Genomic DNA, 16,812 nt, shown 5'->3' on the forward strand with positions numbered 1-16,812 from the left:
GGAGGTCCGGTGACCGTCGATGGCAAAGCCCTGCGAATGCGCAGGCTTTCGCGCACCGGGGACGGCAAACATCTGTTCGTCCCGCTCGATCACAGCGTCTCGGACGGTCCGGTCGTCGGCCGCTCCAGCTGGGAAGACCTGGTCAGCGCGATCGCGGGCTACGGCGCGGACGCGGTCGTGCTGCACAAGGGCCGGGCACGTGTCCTGGCACCTACCGCACTCGGTTCCTGCGGGCTCGTCGTGCACCTGTCCGCCAGTACCGCGCATGCCGCGGACACCGATGCGAAGGTCCTCGTCGGCGATGTGGAAGACGCGCTCAGGCTCGGCGCGGACGCGGTAAGCGTGCACGTCAACATCGGTTCAGACACGGAAAGCCGTCAGCTGGCCGATCTCGGGCTGGTCGCGGGAGCCTGCCAGCGGTGGGGCATCCCGCTGCTGGCGATGATCTATCCACGGGGACCTCGTATTCCCGATCCGCGGGAAGTCAGGCTGTTGTCGCACGCGGTGAACATCGCCGCCGACCTCGGGGCCGATCTGGTGAAGACGTCGGCGCCCGCCGATCCGGCGCGGATGGCCGAGGTCGTCGAGAGCTGCCCTATCCCGGTGTTGTGCGCCGGTGGCGCACCCGACGTCCGGGACCTGGTGAAGACCGCGGCCGAGCTGATGGCCGCGGGGTGCGCCGGACTCGCCGTCGGACGCCGGATCTTCACCTCGGACAACCCGGCCGCCGTCGTCGCCCGGCTGGCCTCGGTGGTGCACGCGACCGACCCCGCTTCCTTGTCCGAAACCCTCCCTCCCCTCACGGCAGGTGTCGTATGAAACACGCATGGATCGATGTCCGCGGCATCCCGGCCGCGCAGACCGAAGCCGTGGTCGACGCGGCCATCCACGCCAAAGCGCAGGCGATAGTCAGCGATGACGCGGAACTGCTCGCCAAACTGCCGCCGACGATCCTCGGCGTGGCCAGCGGTGAGGGCGCCTCGCAGATGCGGGTGACGACGGTCGGCGACGAGCAGCAGCTCGCCGAATTGGTCCGGACCTCGGACGACCGGGCAGGCTGGGTGCGGGTCGTGGACGACCGCACGCTGAAGCTGGCTTGCGCCGCCGCGGTCCAGCTGCCGCACACGATCGTCGAATTCGCCGACCCCACCAAGATCCCCCTCGAGATCGTGCTGGCGGCCGCAGACAAGGCTCCCGGTCAGCTGATCACCGTCTGCCATGACATCGAAGAAGCGTCCATCGTGGTCGACGTGCTCGAACGCGGTTCCGAAGGCGTACTGCTCACCCCGCGCTCCGCCGACGACGTGTTCGCGCTGACCCGGCTGCTGTCGGGGTCGACCCCGCACCTGGACCTCACCACGCTCACCGTCGACCGGATCGAGCACCACGGCCTCGGCGATCGCGTTTGCGTGGACACCTGCACGCACTTCCGCGAAGACGAGGGCATCCTGGTCGGGTCGTACTCGACCGGATTCATCCTGTGCTGCAGCGAAACCCACCCGCTGCCCTACATGCCGACCAGGCCGTTCCGGGTCAACGCGGGCGCTCTGCATTCCTATGTGGTCGGCCCCGACAACCGCACCAACTACCTTTCCGAACTCGGTTCGGGCAGCGCCGTGCTCGCCGTCGACTCCGACGGCAGGACCCGCCGGGTCGTGGTCGGGCGTGCCAAGCTCGAATCGCGCCCGCTGCTGACCATCACCGCGCACTCGGCCGACGGAACGGTGGTCAGCCTCACGGTGCAGGACGATTGGCACGTCCGGGTGCTCGGCCCCGGTGCCAAGGTCCGCAACGTCACCGAACTGCAGAACGGTGACGAGCTGCTCGGCTATCTCGCCACGGATCAGCGGCATGTCGGGTTCCCCATCGGCGAATTCTGCCGGGAGTCCTGATGACGGCGGCCATGGCGGATCTCCTCACCCGCCTGTTCGACGCCCATCCGGACGAGACCCCGTACCTCGCCCACGGCGAGGACGTCCGGACCCGCGGCGACGTCCGCGCTCAGGTCGCCGCGGAGGCCGCGGTGTTCGCCGCGGCGGGCATCACCGGAGGCAGCACCGTCCTGCTGCAGGTACCGCCGAGCTACACGCAGGTGCAGGCGATGTTCGCGCTATGGCAGCTCGGGGCTCAGGTGATGCTGGTCGACCACCGGCTCAAGACCGCCGAAGTCGACGCGATCAAGCTGGTCAGCAGGCCACAGTTCACGGTGCGCGGAGGTTCCTTCGGCGCCGCGCTCGGATTCGCCCGCGAGTACGAACTAGTCACGTCCCGGAACACGGGCGGGTCCCCGGCGGCGACCGATCACCGGCTGGTGCAGTTCAGCTCGGGGTCCACCGGTGTGCCCAAGACGATCGGCCGGACCCCGGCGTCGATCGCCGCCGAGATCGACCGGTTCGCCCGGATCGAGGGAATGCCGGTGGCCGGGGAACGGGTGCTGCTGCTCAGTTCGACGGCGCACAGCTTCGGCCTGATCGCCGGGTTGTTCCACGGTCTCGCGCGGGGTGCCGTCGCCGTGTTCGCGACCAGCCTGACCGCGGCAGACCTGCTCGCGACGGCAGCCCGGTACGACGTGCACGCCATCTTCGGCACACCGTTCCACTACGCACTGCTGGCCACGGCTCGGACGATCCCGCCGCTGCCGTCCCTGCGAGCGGCGGTGAGCGGCGGCGAGATCATGGACCCCGCGGTGGCGGCCGAGTTCGCCCGCCGGTTCGGGGTCGGCGTCGGCGAGTCCTACGGGAGCACCGAAACCGGCGTGATCGCGATGGACGTCAGCGGGCGGCTACGGCCCTCGGTCGGTCGCGCCGCCCCAGGGGTGGTGCTGCGGATCGACAACGGCGAGGTCGACGTCCGTCTCGACGAGGGTTCGCCGTATCTCAACGGGGGCGAAGACCGGTACGCCGATGGCTGGCTACGGGTACGCGACCGGGCCGAACTCGACGCGGACGGCTGTCTTCATCTGCGCGGGCGCGGCGATTCCCTCGTCGTGGTCGGCGGGCTGAAGGTGGACCTCGGCGAGATCGAGGCCGTGCTGCGCACCCATCCGGGGATCACCGAGGCGGTGGCCGTGTACAGCGGGACGATCGAGGCCTACGTCGTCGGCGACAGTGCCGCGCCGGACCTGGTGCTGTGGTGCCATGAGCGGCTCGCCGACTACAAGCTCCCCCGAGAGATCCATGTGCTCCCCCGGCTTCCCCGCACCTCCAACGGAAAGCTCGTCCGAAGGCACGACGTCCTCCGGGCGGCGGCAGTACCAGCCTGACCACTTCTGGCCGGAACGAAAGGCGAAACCCATGCAGACGACGCTGGAACACGAGATCCGCAAGTTCGTCCTCACCACCATCGTCCAGGATCTCGGGCAGCCGCTGGACGTGGACGCCGTCCGCGACGACGCACCGCTCGGAGCGGCCGGGCTGGACCTCGATTCGCTCAGCCTGATCGAGCTGACGATGCGCATCGAGCGACGGTTCGCGGTGGAGTACCCCGAGGACAGCATCGAGCCGGTCGGCGCGATGAGCCTGGCCGAACTGGTGGCCGACACGGTGGCACGGGGCGCGACGGCATGAGCGGAGCCTCCGGTGTGCCGATCTCGGCCGCACAGGTGAGGGATCTTCTGTCGGATCCCAAGATCTTTCCGCAGCTGGCCGACGACGACACCGAGTTCGTGTTCGACTCGCTCGGCCTGGTCTGGTTTCTCCACTTGCTCGAACTCCGTTGCGAGGTGCTCGCCCAGTCCACCGACGAATGCTTTTCCGGGCTGACTTCCGCGCGCCGGATCGCGGCCTACCTGAGTGAGACGGCAGTGCGATGAGCGAAATCGTGGTGACCGGTCACGGCGTGCGGACCGTGTTCGGGGACGGCGCCGACGCGCTGCGCTCGGGCGTGTTCGAAGGGCGCGCGGGCTTCGGCCCGATCACCCGGTTCGACACCTCGAACCTGCGCACGGGCGTCGCCGCCTGCGGCGCGGGGCCGGGCACTCCGCCGCTGCGGACGGCACTGACCACGGTGGCCGACGCCGCCGTGGCGATGGCCGGTGTGGTGCCGGGCGGGCGAACCGCGGTCGTGGCCGGTGCCGCCGGTGATTTCACCGCGGTGACCGGGTTCTGGGCCGCCGGGCAGACCGGCCGGATCGGCGACACCGTGGCGAGCGGGTTCGCCGACGCGTTGAGTGAACGGCTGGGCGCGAGCGGCCCCCGGACGACGTTCACGACGGCCTGTGTGGCCTCGGCGAGCGCGATCATCCACGGTTGCCGTCTGATCGCCGCCGGCGCGGCGGACACGGCCGTCTGCGCCGGCGGCTACCTCGTCGAACCCGAGAACCAGGCGAAGTTCGATTCCGGTCGCGCACTCGCCAGGGACGGCGTGATCCGGCCGTTCAGCGAGAACCGGTCCGGGCTGCTGCTCGGCGACGGTGTGGCGGCCGTGGTGCTCGAGTCGAAGGCGGGTGCCGCCCGCCGTGACGCGGAAGTGCTCGCGCGGGTCACCGGCTGGGGTATGGCGTCGGACGCCCATCACATCGCCCGTCCGCATCCACGGGCGCGCGGTCTCGTCCTGGCGGCGCGGAAAGCGCTGCGGCAAGGTGGAGCGTCGAAAGTGGGTTATGTCAACGCGCACGGCACCGGCACCAAGCACAACGACAGCGCGGAGACCGCGGGCCTGCACGACCTGTTCGGTGCGGACGCGCCGGAAATCCCGGTCAGCTCCACCAAGAGCACGACCGGGCACATGCTCGAAGGTGCCGGTGTCGTGGAATTCGTCGTCACGCTGCTGGCCTTGCTCGACCAGACACTGCCACCGACCGCGAGCTTCACCGGGCGAGACGGGGAATGCGATCTCGACTATGTGCCCCATGAAGCGCGCGCGGTGACGTTGCGCCGGGCGCTGACCGTGAACGCGGCGTTCGGCGGGGCCAACACCGCGATCGTCCTGGAGCGCCCGTGAACATCCTCGCCGCGGCGACGGGCTCGGCCGCGACGGCTCCCCCGGTCGCCGGGTTCATCGAGTCGCCGTTCAATCCGCTGGTGCACCAGGTCGCGACGACGCTGCTGGGCCGTTGCGCCGTCGACGGCGCGCGCACGGGGATGGTGCTCGCCAGTGAGCTGGGCGACAGCGTCACCACGGATCTCGCCAGCAGGCAACTGGCCGAGGGAAAGCCCGCCAACACCCTGTTGTTCATGCAGGCCACGGCGAACGCGATCCTCGGGCGAATCGGTATCGAGCATGGCATCACCGGACCGGCGCTCTCGATCTCGCCCAGCAGGCACGCCGGTCACGGTCCGCTCGACCTGGCCGCGCTCCTGCTCGAGGACGATCTGGACCGGATCCTCGTACTGGGCGTGGAACTCACCGGCACGCCGCGGACCGACGCGGCGCACCGGGCGCGCGGCACCGAATCGCCGCCGGCCGACCTCGCCGCCGGATTGCTCGTCGGCCCCGGCTCCGCTCTCACCCGCCCCTATCCCGACGACGTCGCCGGCCTCCTGGCACTGGCCCGCTCGGCGACCACGACGGCGCCCCTTGGGCGTGCCGAAGGAGAACAACCGTGATCACGAAGACCGAACGTGCCACGATCATCGCCGACACCACCCTCGGCGCGGGGAATGTCCTGCACCGCGTCATCGCCTACGGCCATCCGCTGGATGGCGAGGCCTTGTGGACGGACGGCACCTGGACCGCCCCGGACGGCACGCGACCCGAGCGCCTCACGCTCGGCGAGCTCCATGACACGGTCAAGGTCTACGCGTCCTGGTATCACGCGCGGGGGGTGCGGCCGCGGGACCCGGTGGCGATCCAGACGTTCTCCAGTACCGAGTTCGCGGTGAACTTCCTGGCGTTGACTTCGCTCGGCGCGATCCCGTCGTTCGTCAACGGCAAACTCCGCCCCGAGGTCGCCCGCGAGTACGTGCGCCGCCAAGGCGTCGTCGGCGTGCTCACGGACGAGGCGCATCGCGAGGTGTTCGCCGGGTACCTCGACGAGCTCGCGTTCCACTTCGGAGTCACCGCGAAGGACATCGGCCCCGGCGGTTCGCTTCCGGACGAGTTCCCGTATGCCCACGACTCCACCGACCCGATCATCATCTCACACTCGTCCGGCACCACGGGTATGCCGAAAGCTGTTCCGCACACGCACGAGACCTTGCTCTATGCCCAGCTGCATCGGCTGAAACTGTCGCTCGGGACCTCGATGAGCAGATTGCTGGTCGCGCTGCCCGGCTCGCACAACGCCGCGATCTCCGTGCTGTTGTTCGGCCTGCTGTTGCGTTCCCCCGTGTACCTTCAGTCCAGTCAGCTCGGCGGGGACGTGCTCGACGCCGCGGAGAAGTTCAAGCCCACCACCATCTTCGGCTTCAGCGGCACCTACGCCGAGATGGCCGCGCATGACTTGTCGAAGCGCGACCTGTCTTCGGTGGAGGGCTGGTACAACACTGGCGACGCCGCCCATGAAGCGCACGTACGCGCTTTGATCGCACAAGGCAGCCACGAATGGATCGATTCCGAATTCACTCGGGTCCGCATGCCCGGTTCGGTCTTCACCGACGGGCTCGGCTCCTCCGAGACCGGGTACTCGATCTTCCACAATGGACACCGGCCGGGCAGCACGTCGTACAACCGGTGCATCGGCAAGCCGATGAGCTTCGCAGAAGCCGCCGTGCTGTCCGAGGACGGGAAGGTCTTGCCGCCGGGAGAGGTCGGACGGCTCGGCGTCAAGTCGCCGACGCTGACCCCCGGCTACTGGAACGACTCACTGACCTTCCATCGTCTGCGGCTCGGCGGCTACTGGCTCACCGGCGATCTGGCCACGCAAGACGAAGCGGGGAACTTCTACCACCTGGACAGGGCTCCTGACGCGATCCGCACGGCGGGCGGGCTCGTGCTCAGTACCAGCACCGAAGAACTCCTGCTGCGGGAACTGCCGGAACTCGACGACTGCACGGTCGTGGCTGTCGCACCCGAGAACGTGCGGGCCGACTGGGACGGGGATGGTGTCGCGGAGGCGTATGTGTTGCTGCAGACCACCGCGTCGCGAACCGACGAGGAGTGGACCCGCGTGGTCAACGAAGCGCTCATGAAAGCCGGGCTCCCGGCGCTTGCCCGTGCCTTGGTGACGGACGCCGGCGAAGTCACCAAGGGAGCGACCGGAAAGGTGCTCAAGCGCACGCTTCGAGAGCGGTTCCGCGCCACCACGGTTTCCGGGGAGCGTGCATGACGGACGCTCCTGACCCGATGGAGGTATCGCCGCACCTGCGGGCCATGGACGCCTACCGGGCGTGGTGGCTGCACGACGCCCGCTGGTATCAGGGAGTCGCCAGCCGGTTCGGGGCCGAGGTCGCGAACGAGATCAACGCGGAGGCGCTGCGCTACGTCGCGGAGAACATCGGCCGGAAGGTGGCCAAGCGCACCGGCGACCTCGATGCCGATATGGACGGTCTGCGCAAACGCTACGAGGAGTGCGCGGAAGCGATGTTCCCGTCGGAACTGCGTGACGGCGGCGTTCAAGTGGTCGACGACGACCTGCTGGAACTGACCATGCGGCGGAACTTCGCGGTGACGATGGTGCGCATGGCCAAGTCTCTGGACAGCTATGAGTGCCCGTGCACCGACATCCATGCCGGATGGGCGGCCGGGCTCGGGGTCGAGCTCACCGAGAACCGCGCGGTCGCCTGCCTGCGGGACGGCGACCCGGCATGCCGGCTGCTGATGCGTTTCCGCGGAGTGCCGGAGGGTGAAGACTGAGGCACAGGTGTCGATGGCCGAGTGATCACATGCCGGCCCGGCCATGGAGTACGGACTCACAGTTTGTCCCACTGTTTGGCCGTGTCGTTGTAGATGTAACTGTCCCGCAGCCCGGCCGAGCCGGAGGTGTGGAACGGCTTTCCCTTGTAGTCGAGCACGCTTGACCCGGTCGTCTCACCGTTGGACCACCGCAGGCGCGCTTTCCAGCGGCATTCACAGGCATCGGTCTTGGCGATCAGCAGCAGCGACTCGGTTTCCTTGTCGGACACGGTGTAGGGGAACCGGAGCGGACTCGTCCGCCAATTCTCGTCTCCCCATGTCAACTCCTTTGACGTGGACTCGGTGATCCGAGGGGGATTCTGATCCAGGTCGACGACCGCGAAGCGGGCCGTGGTCTCGCTGCCGCAGCCACCACCGAGCGTGGCACCTTTGATCACCGGTTTCCGTTCGCTGACAAGGAAGTCGATGCCCGTGATCGAAACGGGCTTCTCGGAGGTGCTCTTGACCGTGACGAGTACCTTGCTCCAGCCGATTTCGGCCACGTCATTGTCTTGTGCCCATGCGGCGTAGTCCGCGTTCATGTCTCCCCGCTGTGGTGGAGCACCAACCTGGGTGACCGGTCGCGAAGTTCCGTACCAGGTGCACGAGGTCGCCACGGATTCGACCGTCAACGAAACCGGGTCCTTCGGTGCCGGTTTCGCGCTGTCCGAGGTGGATGGTGCCGCCGGTGCGGCGGCCCCGATGTGCGTCGCCTGCGGAACAACGACCAGCGTCACGACGGTCAGGCAGAGAACCGTGAGGTTCAACGAGAGCCACAGGGTGGTTCGGGAATCCGAGGTGACGTGAAACGAGTCGATGCTGGACCCGGAGTTCTGAATGATCGTTCCACGGTTGTCCTGGCTGGTCAGACTGGTGCCGCCAGGGCTGCCGGTTGGTGACTTCCTGTTTCCGGCCCGCTTGCGCTGCACGGTTTTGTCCGCCGTGTACCCGATCGCGGCACTGGTGGCCGTCAGGATCGCCACGGCGACCCAGGCCAGAGCGTTTCCTTTCAGCTCCGTGGCGAGATTGATCGCAACGCCGAGACCGGCGCCTGTCAATGCCGCTCCAAACGCGACGAGGAGGCGTCGACTTTCCATTGGTTCGCCCTCTTTCTGTGCTTTCGAGGCATCGCCACGATCCCGCAGTCCGCTCGTCGCGGGCGCCGACGGGAGAGTTACCCGACCTTGCGGGTTGATGTCAGTTCGATGCCGAAATGAGCCTTGGACGATCTCCGGCGGATGCCGCCATTGGCGGCTCCTCCCGAGGGCGACGGTGCCTGACCCCGCAGGTACGTCTCGCCGCCGACCAGGCCGTCAGGCGGAGACGCGGCCGGACTGGGCCAGGCTTCGCGTCACCCGCTTCGCGCCCGTCAGATGACGCGGTACTTGTACGTCATATGACGGCGGTGTGCCGCACCTGCCGCCACGAACATGACGAGATCCTTACCATCCATTCATAACCTGCTCGGAGGGTTACGCACGCAATACCATCGCGGGCATGCCCACCCTGCTTCTCGCCGGTTTACTCGCCGGGATCGTCACCAGCGTCTCGCCCTGCGTGCTCCCCGTCCTGCCCGTCGTCCTGACCGCCGCAGCGCGGCGGCCGTGGGGCGTCGTCGGCGGGCTGGTGACCAGTTTCAGCCTCGCGACGCTGTTCGGCACGCTCGTGCTCGGCTCACTGAACCTGCCCGGCGGGCTCCTGCGTAACGCGGGAATCGTGGCGCTCGCCCTGCTCGGAGTCGGCCTGATCTTCCCGCGCGCCGGGGAACTGCTGGAGCGCCCGTTCGCCCGCCTGCGCGGCCACGCCGCATCGCCCCGCCGAAACGGCTTCGTGACCGGGCTGGCACTGGGGCTGGTGTACGTGCCGTGCGCGGGCCCGGTCCTGGCCACCATCGCTGTCCTCGGGGCCACGCACCAGATCGGGTTCGACACTCTCCTGCTGACCGCGGCCTTTGGCGTGGGCACAGGGATCCCGCTGCTCGCGCTGGCCGCTTCGGGCGGTGCGCTCGCCCGGCGGACCCGTTTCTTCCGCGACCACGCCCGGCGTCTGCGCGCCGCCACCGGCGCCGCACTGATCCTGGTGGCCGCCGTGACCGCGTTCGACCTTGCCGCCCCGCTGCAGCGCGTGGTGCCGGACTACACCGCCGCCACACAACGGGCCGTCGGATCGCAGCAGCTCGACCAGCTCACCCACGCACCGGACTTCGCCGGGATTTCCCAGTGGCTCAACACGCCTGGCGGAGAACCGTTGTCACTCAAGGAACTACGGGGCAAGGTCGTCGTCGTCAGCTTCTGGACCTACAGCTGTATCAACTGCCAGCGCGCGCTGCCGCACCTGAAGCAGTGGTACGACACCTACCGCGGGGCCGGCCTGGAGGTCGTCGGCGTGCACACCCCGGAGTTCGCGTTCGAACACGATCCGGGGAACGTGGCCGAACAAGCGAAGGCCCTGGGCGTGAACTATCCGATCGCGATCGACAACGACTACGCCACTTGGAGTGCCTACGACAACCACTACTGGCCGGCGGCTTACCTGGTCGACGCGACCGGTCAGGTGCGGCGGTCCAGCTTCGGCGAGGGCGGCTACGCGGACTTCGAGCAGCAGATCCGCACCGCCCTCACCGAAAGCGGCGCCCGCTCGCTCCCCAGCCCCACCGATCTCCCGGACACCACGCCAGGCACCGCACTGACGCCGGAAACCTACCTCGGTTCCGAACACGCGCCGCTCGCCACGAGCGGCGACAAGATCTCTGCCGGAGAGACCCGCGCCTACACCTTTCCCGGCAGGCTCGATCCGGACACGTTCGCACTCGGCGGCACCTGGACCTCGAACGGCGAGCACCTCACCGCGGGCCCGGATGCGGGACTGCGCCTCGACTTCCGCGCCTCGTCCGTCCACTTGGTACTCGGCGGCACCGGGACGGTGACGGTGGACGGCACGAAGACCATCGCGGTCTCCGGCGCACCGACGCTCTACACCCTGCTGGACGGACACACCGGACACGGGCAGCTGTCGCTGTCGGTGAGCCCCGGCGTGCAGGCCTATGCCTTCACCTTCAGCTAGCCCCTGTCTCTCCCCCTGGCTTGCGGCGTATGCACGCGCGGATCAGCGCGGCCGAGGCTTCCCTGGTCCGATCCGCACGGTGACGTACACCGGTGACGTCGTCCGACGGTCGCCGCGGCGGTTCCCCTGTTCGTAACGTGGTCGGCACAAACCACGGAACGCAAAGGAAAGCCGATGTCTGAAGTCACCTACACCGCGGTCGCCTCCTCCACCGCGGAGGGCCGCAACGGGGGTCACGCGAGGTCCGACGACGGCGCGCTCGACGTCACCCTCGGCGTCCCGAAGGCATTCGGCGGCGCCGGTGACGGCACCAACCCGGAACAGCTGTTCGCGGCGGGCTGGGCGTCCTGCTTCGTCGGCGCCGTGCGCCGGGTCGCCGCGGCGAAAAAGGTCAAGCCGACCGACCTCGCCGTCGTCGCGGAAATCACCCTGCACCACGACACCGAGGCCGGCGAATTCAAGCTGAGCGCGGCCCTGCATCTCGAGGCCTCCGGCGTCGACCAGGCGACCGCCGACGAACTGGTCCAGGGCGCGCACCAGCTGTGCCCGTACTCGAAGGCCACGCGCGGCAACATCGAAGTCACCCTCGACGCCACCGTCGCCTGACCCCTGTTCATCGAGCCCGCCCCGTTTCCTCTGGGGGCGGGCTCGAGCCATTTCAGGCCGGGCTACCGCCTTGGCGCGCGCATTCCGGCGAGCACCAGCCCGAACACGCGGTGGCGTAAGTCCTTTGTGTACTCGGCGACGAAAGCCGCCGTGAACATGCTCACCCTCAAGTACGCCAACGCCTTCCTCGACGATCCCGCGCTGGCGCAACTCGGTCACCCCTGGCTACACGGCGACCGACCTCAACGGTTTCAGCGGCGTCCGCCCAGTGGACGAAGGTGAAGGAACCGGCGGCTTCCACAACAACGAAGGCCCGCTCCCCTGGTGAACCGGGCCCGCCCTCGACCCACTGCTCGGCGGGCTGGTACTCGCCCTGCTGATGCCGAAGCGCCCTTCCGTCTCGTCAGAACAACGGCAGACCGGGCTCCAGGCCGAGCCGCACGCGCCCCGAACCACCGAAGAATTCCGGTGCCTGGTTGACGTGCTGCAGCGCCACCATCCCGTCGCGGTACAGCCTGTCGAGAGCATTGCCCAGGTAGAGCGAAGTGGAGCTCCCCAACCGGTACATCTCGACCAGGGCGTCCCGGCCGACGACGGCCGCGTGGGCCATGGCCGAGTGCAGATCGGCGTGCAGGGCGACCGTGGCCTGCCCGGCGGTCTCGTCGATCCGCCTGGCCACGTCGAACAGGAACAGGCGCGCGGCCCGGACCGCGGCCTCGTGCCGGGCCAGCGATTCCTGGACGTGCGGCTGCTCGGCGAGCAGACCGCCGAACGGGGACGCCTTGCCGGGAGCGAGCGTGACCAGTTCGTCGATGGCCTGCTCGACCGTGCCCAGCGCGACAGCGGTGCAGCCGGCGAAGACCAGCAGAATCGGGTTGAGCCGGTAAGTGGGCCGGTCCAGCCGCAACGGGGCATCGATCCTCGCGGTCAGCTCCGCCGGGACGAACGCGTCCTCGACCACCACCCCGTGGCTGCCGGTCGCACCCATACCGCTGACATTCCAGGTGTGCTCGATCTTCAGCTGGTCCTGACGGACGTGGAACAGGCGCACGTCCGGGGTGCCCGCCTCGGTCATCACGGGCTGCTCGCCGTCCATCACGACGCCGAGCGGAACGAACCATTCGACCGCCTCGATCCCGCTGACGATGCCCCACCGCCCGGAAAGCCGGTAACCGCCGTCCACCGCGACGGCCTGGCCAGGCTGGCCCGCGTTCGCCAGCACCGGTTCCCGGCCTCCGGTCCAGACCTTCGCCGCGCCCGCCTCACCGAGCATCGCCGCGGTGAAACCGAAATTGGCGTTCCACACGACCCAAGCGGCCGAGGTGTCGATCCGCCCGAACTGTTCGTAAACGGTCAGCGCGGTGCTGAGCGACACCTCCAGCCCGCCGTACTCGGCAGGAGTGAACAGACTGAAGGCACCCGCGTCACGAAGTTCGGTGACCAGGTGATCCGGCAGGCGGCCGAGCATGTCGGCCTCGTCACGCGCGGCCTCGATCGCGCCCCGCAGCAGGTTCGGCAGGGCGAGCGCACGGGTCTCCCCGGAAATGTTGTCGGACATGAGTCCAGAATGCAGGCGCGTCGTATACACCTGGTCGACATCGTCGATTCCACGTACAACGACTGTCCACAGTGTGCCCATAACTTACCGCGCATGAAGAAGAAAGCAGCAGTCGTGATGGTCACCGCGGCCGGCCTGTCGTTGACCTTCCTTTCGGGCACGGCGAACGCGACCCCCGGCAAGGGTGTCTCGGCGGTCACGATCTTCGACCACGTCGTCGACGGCACCGACTACGTGCTCAAGGAGATCACCCTCGCGCCAGCTGGCACTACCACCCCGGTCAGGTGACCGGTTACGTCCAGCGGGGCGTGCTGAGCCACAACGACTCGAGCTGCGACAGCGACGGCGTCTACCGGGCGGGGCAGAGCATCTCCGAAGCGAGCGGCCCCGGCTATGTCCACATCGGACGCAATCTGGGCACCACGCCCCCAACCCCGGCTGTTCCTTCGAGTGATCCTCGTCTGCGAAACGTAAATCGATCGTCTATTTCCGGCGTCTACGGTTCATCCCAGACGTGACGGACTCAACGGAGGATTACCGCGCTGCCGGGCTCGATGGGCCAGCGCCTTCATCATGTTCCCGCAAGTCGCCATCGCGCACCACTCACGGCGCCCGCCGCGGGAGGTGTCGAGGTAGACCTGGGTGCACTCCGGCCGACCGCATTCTTTGAGGAATGCGGCGTCCGGACCACCGAGGACTTCGATCGCGACGCGGGCGACGTCGGACAGCGCCTGGTCCGGCGTGGCCTCCCGGACCAGTCCGCTTCGGCCGAGTCGCGGGGCCACTGGCGGCCTCGCGGCCATCCGATTGAGCACGTCGATCGCCGCGGCCTCACCGGGCTCGTCCTCGAGCCGAGCCCGGACGAGGTCGTAGATCCGCTCGCGCAGGACCAGCGCGGCGGCGAGATCGTCCGGATCGCTGCCAGGGGCACGGTCCGCGACACCGGCCTCGACGAACCACAGGTCGAGGCCACCAGGAGTACGCAGCATCTCCCTCGGCAGGCTCCGGCGGGCACGCAGAGTGCCCACGAAGTCAAGGGCGAGGTTGCCGCAGGGAAAGGCGTGCTCCACGTGACCACCCCCGGCAGGTTACGGACGACCAACGAAAGGTAACGGAAATGACGACAAGACGAAAAGGCAGACCCACGGGCCGCCTGGCGAAGGTCCTGGTGGTGGCACTGCCGATCGCCGCCCTGATCCCCCTCGCCGGGAGCGCGTCGGCCGAACTCACGCCCGCACAGGCCACGGCCCCGGCCTGTGCGCAGGTGCCGGTGACCGCGCCCCAGGGCGCGAAGATCGAATCGGTGCAGGCCGAACGCCACCAGGGCGGGACACTCTCGTTCCCGGCCACGGAGCTGTCGCCGGCGACCGTGATCACCGATGTGCCGTCGTACTGCCAGCTCACCGTGACCGTCACCCATCCGGGGGCGGGCGATCACGTGAAGGTCGGGATCACGCTCCCGGAGACCGGCTGGACCGGGCGGCTCCAGGGCATCGGTGGCAGTGCCTACGCCGCGGGCAACTTCGGCGCGCCGCTGGCGCAGGCGGTGAAGGACGGCTACACGGGGGTCACGACCGATGCCGGTGTCCTCGGTGGACTCGACACCAGCTGGGCGGTGACCGGCGACGGCACGGTCAACCGGGCGCTGCTGAGCAACTTCGCGTCCCGTTCGGTGCACGAGTCGGCGTTGATCGGCAAGGACGTGGTGCGCAAGCACTACGGCCGCGCGGTGTCGTACGCGTACTGGAACGGCTGCTCGACCGGTGGCCGCCAGGGCTACGGAGAAGCCCAGGACCACGCACGCGACTTCGACGGCATCCTGGCCAACGCGCCGGCGGTGAACTGGACCCAGTTCGCGGTGGCGACCCTGTGGCCGCAGGTCGTGATGAACAACGACCGCCACTTCGTCGCCGACTGCGTCCTCGGTGCCTTCCAGAAGGCCGCGATCCAGGCCTGTGACGCCCGTGACGGAGTCACCAACGGCGTCATCGACCAGCCGGACGAGTGCAGCTACGATCCGCGCTCGCTGGTGGGCACCAAGGTGCTCTGCGCCGGCCGTGAGGTCGCCGTGACCACCGAGGACGCGGACGTCATGCGCAAGATCTGGGCGGGCCCGACCGACGAGCGCGGACGGAAACTGTGGTCCGGGCTCCCCAAGGGCGCGGACTACACCTGGCTGGCAGGCACGCAGCCCGACGCGAACGGCACCCTGTTCGCTCCGGGGTTCCCGGTGGCCGTGCACTGGGTGCAGAGCTTCCTGAAGAAGCAGCCCGGTTTCGACACCTCGAAGCTGACGTACGTCCAGTACCGCGACCTGTTCCGCCAGTCGGTGCGGGAGTACGACCGGGTCATCGGCACCTCCGACCCGAACCTGTCGGACTTCCGCCGCGCGGGTGGCAAGCTGATCACCGTCGTCGGCACGGCCGACCAGCTGATCCCGCCGGGCGGCACGCTCGCCTACCGTGAGCAGGTCGAACGGCGGATGGGCGGGGCGGACCGGGTGAACGACTTCTACCGCCTGTTCCTGGCCCCTGGTGTGCAGCACTGCGGTGGTGGCGCGGGTGCGCAGCCGGTCAACGCGCTGAGCGCGCTGGTCGACTGGGTCGAGCAGGACAAGGCCCCGGCCACGCTGGCCGCGACCACCCTCGACGGCACGGGGTCGCGGAACCTCTGTCCGCTGCCGCAGATGTCACGCTACAACGGGCACGGTAACCCGGCGCTTTCATCGAGCTACCACTGCACGAGGTTCTGAGTTCACCGAAGCGAAAATGCCGTCTGTACCGGGTTTCCGGTACAGACGGCATTTCTTGTCCAACGCACCGCTTCCCGTGTTGCGAAGGCCACTTTCGAGACGTCTGAAGTCTCGAAAGTGGCCTTCGCGACATTGGCACTCCGGGTGATCGAGGCTCTTCCCCCTGATCCGTCGCGGTACAGCCGTCGGGGAGGATTACGCGGCGGCCGATCCGGGTACCAGAAGGATCATGTGGATGGTGCTGGTGATCCCGCTGCTGGTCATGTCGTTCACGCTGCTGATGGAGCGTGTCGAAGCGAAGATGCCCGAACGGGATCCCGGTCGCGCCCCCGAACCCATCTGAAGGCCGTGGATGGCTCCCCAGCCTCGCGTCACCTTGGGTCGCCCGACGTCGCTTCCCCCTGCTCGACCTCCCAGGAGAACGGGCGATGCTGCACGATGCGTTCACGGGCGCTCGCGACGACGTCGGCCGGGTCGCGGGACTGACCGATGGCATGGAGAATCCGGGCGGCCGCGCCGGTCAGCAGCGAAAACACCACGACCGGGGCTTCGTCCTCGCCGGGAAGCTCGACCGGCAGCATCGCCACGCTCATGTCCGCCATCGCCTCGTGCATCGGGACCGGACCGGAAAACGCGTTCCGGAGATATCCGGCGGTGGTCGTGGCGTATCCCGGACCCCGCTGTGCGATGTCGGCGTAGTCGGCAGGGGCGCTGTCGCTGAGCATGTGCATGACCATGAGGTCCAGGTCGCCGCTCGCACGGCATTCGGCCGCTGTCCCCCGCACAGCCATCTCCGTCAGCCGGAGCGGCCCGGCCTTCGACGCCGGAAAACCGGTCGCGCGGGTGAAGTACCGGTGGTCGAACACGCGCGCGAGCACCACGAGTTCGTCGGCGCGACGGCCGTCACCGTCCCCGACGACCCTGGCTAGCCGGGTGACTTCATCGACAAGCGCGTCGTCGTCGAGCGCCGCAGCGGCGTCGAACATCGGTCGCCATGGAACATCGTGCACGTTCACGCCGGCAGCGCTTCCCCTCGAATCATATCGCCGCACCACGACGG

At 68.5% G+C, this 16,812-nt stretch carries 17 protein-coding genes; 13 read left to right on the plus strand and 4 right to left on the minus strand.

The window, feature by feature from the left end; genetic code table 11:
* The first annotated feature begins 9 nt into the window (after window positions 1-9).
* The 9 genes from AMYAL_RS0104465 to AMYAL_RS0104505 are packed head-to-tail and all read left to right on the plus strand — an operon-like array spanning window position 10 to window position 7,734.
* Window positions 10-819 (plus strand): 2-amino-3,7-dideoxy-D-threo-hept-6-ulosonate synthase, encoded by an 810-nt coding sequence (locus tag AMYAL_RS0104465; protein WP_020630110.1) that lies wholly within the window; start codon window positions 10-12, stop codon window positions 817-819.
* Window positions 816-1,892, plus strand: coding sequence for a 3-dehydroquinate synthase II family protein (locus AMYAL_RS0104470; RefSeq protein ID WP_020630111.1), 1,077 nt, complete (start codon window positions 816-818; stop codon window positions 1,890-1,892). Before AMYAL_RS0104465 ends, AMYAL_RS0104470 begins: the two co-directional genes overlap by 4 nt.
* Window positions 1,892-3,262 carry a class I adenylate-forming enzyme family protein gene (locus tag AMYAL_RS0104475; protein WP_039793799.1) on the plus strand — a complete coding sequence of 457 codons (1,371 nt, stop codon included), beginning with the start codon at window positions 1,892-1,894 and terminating at the stop codon, window positions 3,260-3,262. Before AMYAL_RS0104470 ends, AMYAL_RS0104475 begins: the two co-directional genes overlap by 1 nt.
* A gap of 31 nt (window positions 3,263-3,293) precedes the next feature.
* On the plus strand, window positions 3,294-3,566 hold the full coding sequence (locus tag AMYAL_RS0104480) for an acyl carrier protein (protein ID WP_020630113.1): 273 nt from the start codon (window positions 3,294-3,296) through the stop codon (window positions 3,564-3,566).
* On the plus strand, window positions 3,563-3,811 hold the full coding sequence (locus AMYAL_RS0104485; RefSeq protein WP_020630114.1) for a hypothetical protein: 249 nt from the start codon (window positions 3,563-3,565) through the stop codon (window positions 3,809-3,811). The genes AMYAL_RS0104480 and AMYAL_RS0104485 overlap by 4 nt, the downstream gene beginning before the upstream one ends.
* Window positions 3,808-4,941 (plus strand): beta-ketoacyl-[acyl-carrier-protein] synthase family protein, encoded by a 1,134-nt coding sequence (locus AMYAL_RS0104490; protein ID WP_020630115.1) that lies wholly within the window; start codon window positions 3,808-3,810, stop codon window positions 4,939-4,941. The genes AMYAL_RS0104485 and AMYAL_RS0104490 overlap by 4 nt, the downstream gene beginning before the upstream one ends.
* The gene (locus AMYAL_RS45645) at window positions 4,938-5,546 is read left to right on the plus strand and encodes a beta-ketoacyl synthase N-terminal-like domain-containing protein (protein ID WP_020630116.1); all 609 of its coding nucleotides are present in this window, start codon (window positions 4,938-4,940) and stop codon (window positions 5,544-5,546) included. Before AMYAL_RS0104490 ends, AMYAL_RS45645 begins: the two co-directional genes overlap by 4 nt.
* On the plus strand, window positions 5,543-7,207 hold the full coding sequence (locus tag AMYAL_RS0104500; RefSeq protein WP_020630117.1) for a class I adenylate-forming enzyme family protein: 1,665 nt from the start codon (window positions 5,543-5,545) through the stop codon (window positions 7,205-7,207). The genes AMYAL_RS45645 and AMYAL_RS0104500 overlap by 4 nt, the downstream gene beginning before the upstream one ends.
* Entirely contained in the window at window positions 7,204-7,734 is a 531-nt protein-coding gene (locus AMYAL_RS0104505; RefSeq protein WP_026466745.1) for a hypothetical protein, read from the plus strand. Before AMYAL_RS0104500 ends, AMYAL_RS0104505 begins: the two co-directional genes overlap by 4 nt.
* A gap of 56 nt (window positions 7,735-7,790) precedes the next feature.
* Here AMYAL_RS0104505 and AMYAL_RS0104510 read toward each other — a convergent pair whose 3' ends face one another.
* On the minus strand, window positions 7,791-8,870 hold the full coding sequence (locus AMYAL_RS0104510) for a hypothetical protein (protein ID WP_167336142.1): 1,080 nt from the start codon (window positions 8,868-8,870) through the stop codon (window positions 7,791-7,793).
* Between the two features lie 400 nt (window positions 8,871-9,270).
* Between AMYAL_RS0104510 and AMYAL_RS0104515 the strand changes: the two genes are divergently transcribed.
* Window positions 9,271-10,836: a cytochrome c biogenesis protein DipZ gene (locus tag AMYAL_RS0104515; protein ID WP_020630120.1), complete on the plus strand. Its 1,566-nt coding sequence runs from the start codon at window positions 9,271-9,273 to the stop codon at window positions 10,834-10,836.
* Between the two features lie 174 nt (window positions 10,837-11,010).
* Complete coding sequence (locus AMYAL_RS0104520; protein ID WP_020630121.1) at window positions 11,011-11,442, plus strand: organic hydroperoxide resistance protein; 432 nt, start codon at window positions 11,011-11,013, stop codon at window positions 11,440-11,442.
* Between the two features lie 403 nt (window positions 11,443-11,845).
* Here the strand turns inward: AMYAL_RS0104520 and AMYAL_RS0104530 are convergent, their stop codons facing one another.
* The gene (locus AMYAL_RS0104530; RefSeq protein ID WP_020630123.1) at window positions 11,846-13,000 is read right to left on the minus strand and encodes an acyl-CoA dehydrogenase family protein; all 1,155 of its coding nucleotides are present in this window, start codon (window positions 12,998-13,000) and stop codon (window positions 11,846-11,848) included.
* A gap of 93 nt (window positions 13,001-13,093) precedes the next feature.
* On the opposite strand from AMYAL_RS0104530, the gene AMYAL_RS50130 reads away from it, so the two are divergent.
* On the plus strand, window positions 13,094-13,288 hold the full coding sequence (locus AMYAL_RS50130) for a hypothetical protein (RefSeq protein WP_209447227.1): 195 nt from the start codon (window positions 13,094-13,096) through the stop codon (window positions 13,286-13,288).
* A gap of 215 nt (window positions 13,289-13,503) precedes the next feature.
* Here AMYAL_RS50130 and AMYAL_RS0104540 read toward each other — a convergent pair whose 3' ends face one another.
* Complete coding sequence (locus tag AMYAL_RS0104540) at window positions 13,504-14,070, minus strand: CGNR zinc finger domain-containing protein (RefSeq protein WP_026466746.1); 567 nt, start codon at window positions 14,068-14,070, stop codon at window positions 13,504-13,506.
* A gap of 47 nt (window positions 14,071-14,117) precedes the next feature.
* On the opposite strand from AMYAL_RS0104540, the gene AMYAL_RS0104545 reads away from it, so the two are divergent.
* Window positions 14,118-15,752 (plus strand): tannase/feruloyl esterase family alpha/beta hydrolase, encoded by a 1,635-nt coding sequence (locus AMYAL_RS0104545; protein ID WP_051137506.1) that lies wholly within the window; start codon window positions 14,118-14,120, stop codon window positions 15,750-15,752.
* Between the two features lie 371 nt (window positions 15,753-16,123).
* On the opposite strand, the gene AMYAL_RS0104555 is transcribed toward AMYAL_RS0104545, so the two are convergent.
* A complete protein-coding gene (locus AMYAL_RS0104555) occupies window positions 16,124-16,738 on the minus strand; it encodes a hypothetical protein (protein WP_020630127.1) in 615 nt (204 codons plus the stop codon).
* Window positions 16,739-16,812 lie beyond the last annotated feature (74 nt).

It is taken from the genome of Amycolatopsis alba DSM 44262 (genome assembly GCF_000384215.1).
Lineage (GTDB): Bacteria > Actinomycetota > Actinomycetes > Mycobacteriales > Pseudonocardiaceae > Amycolatopsis > Amycolatopsis alba.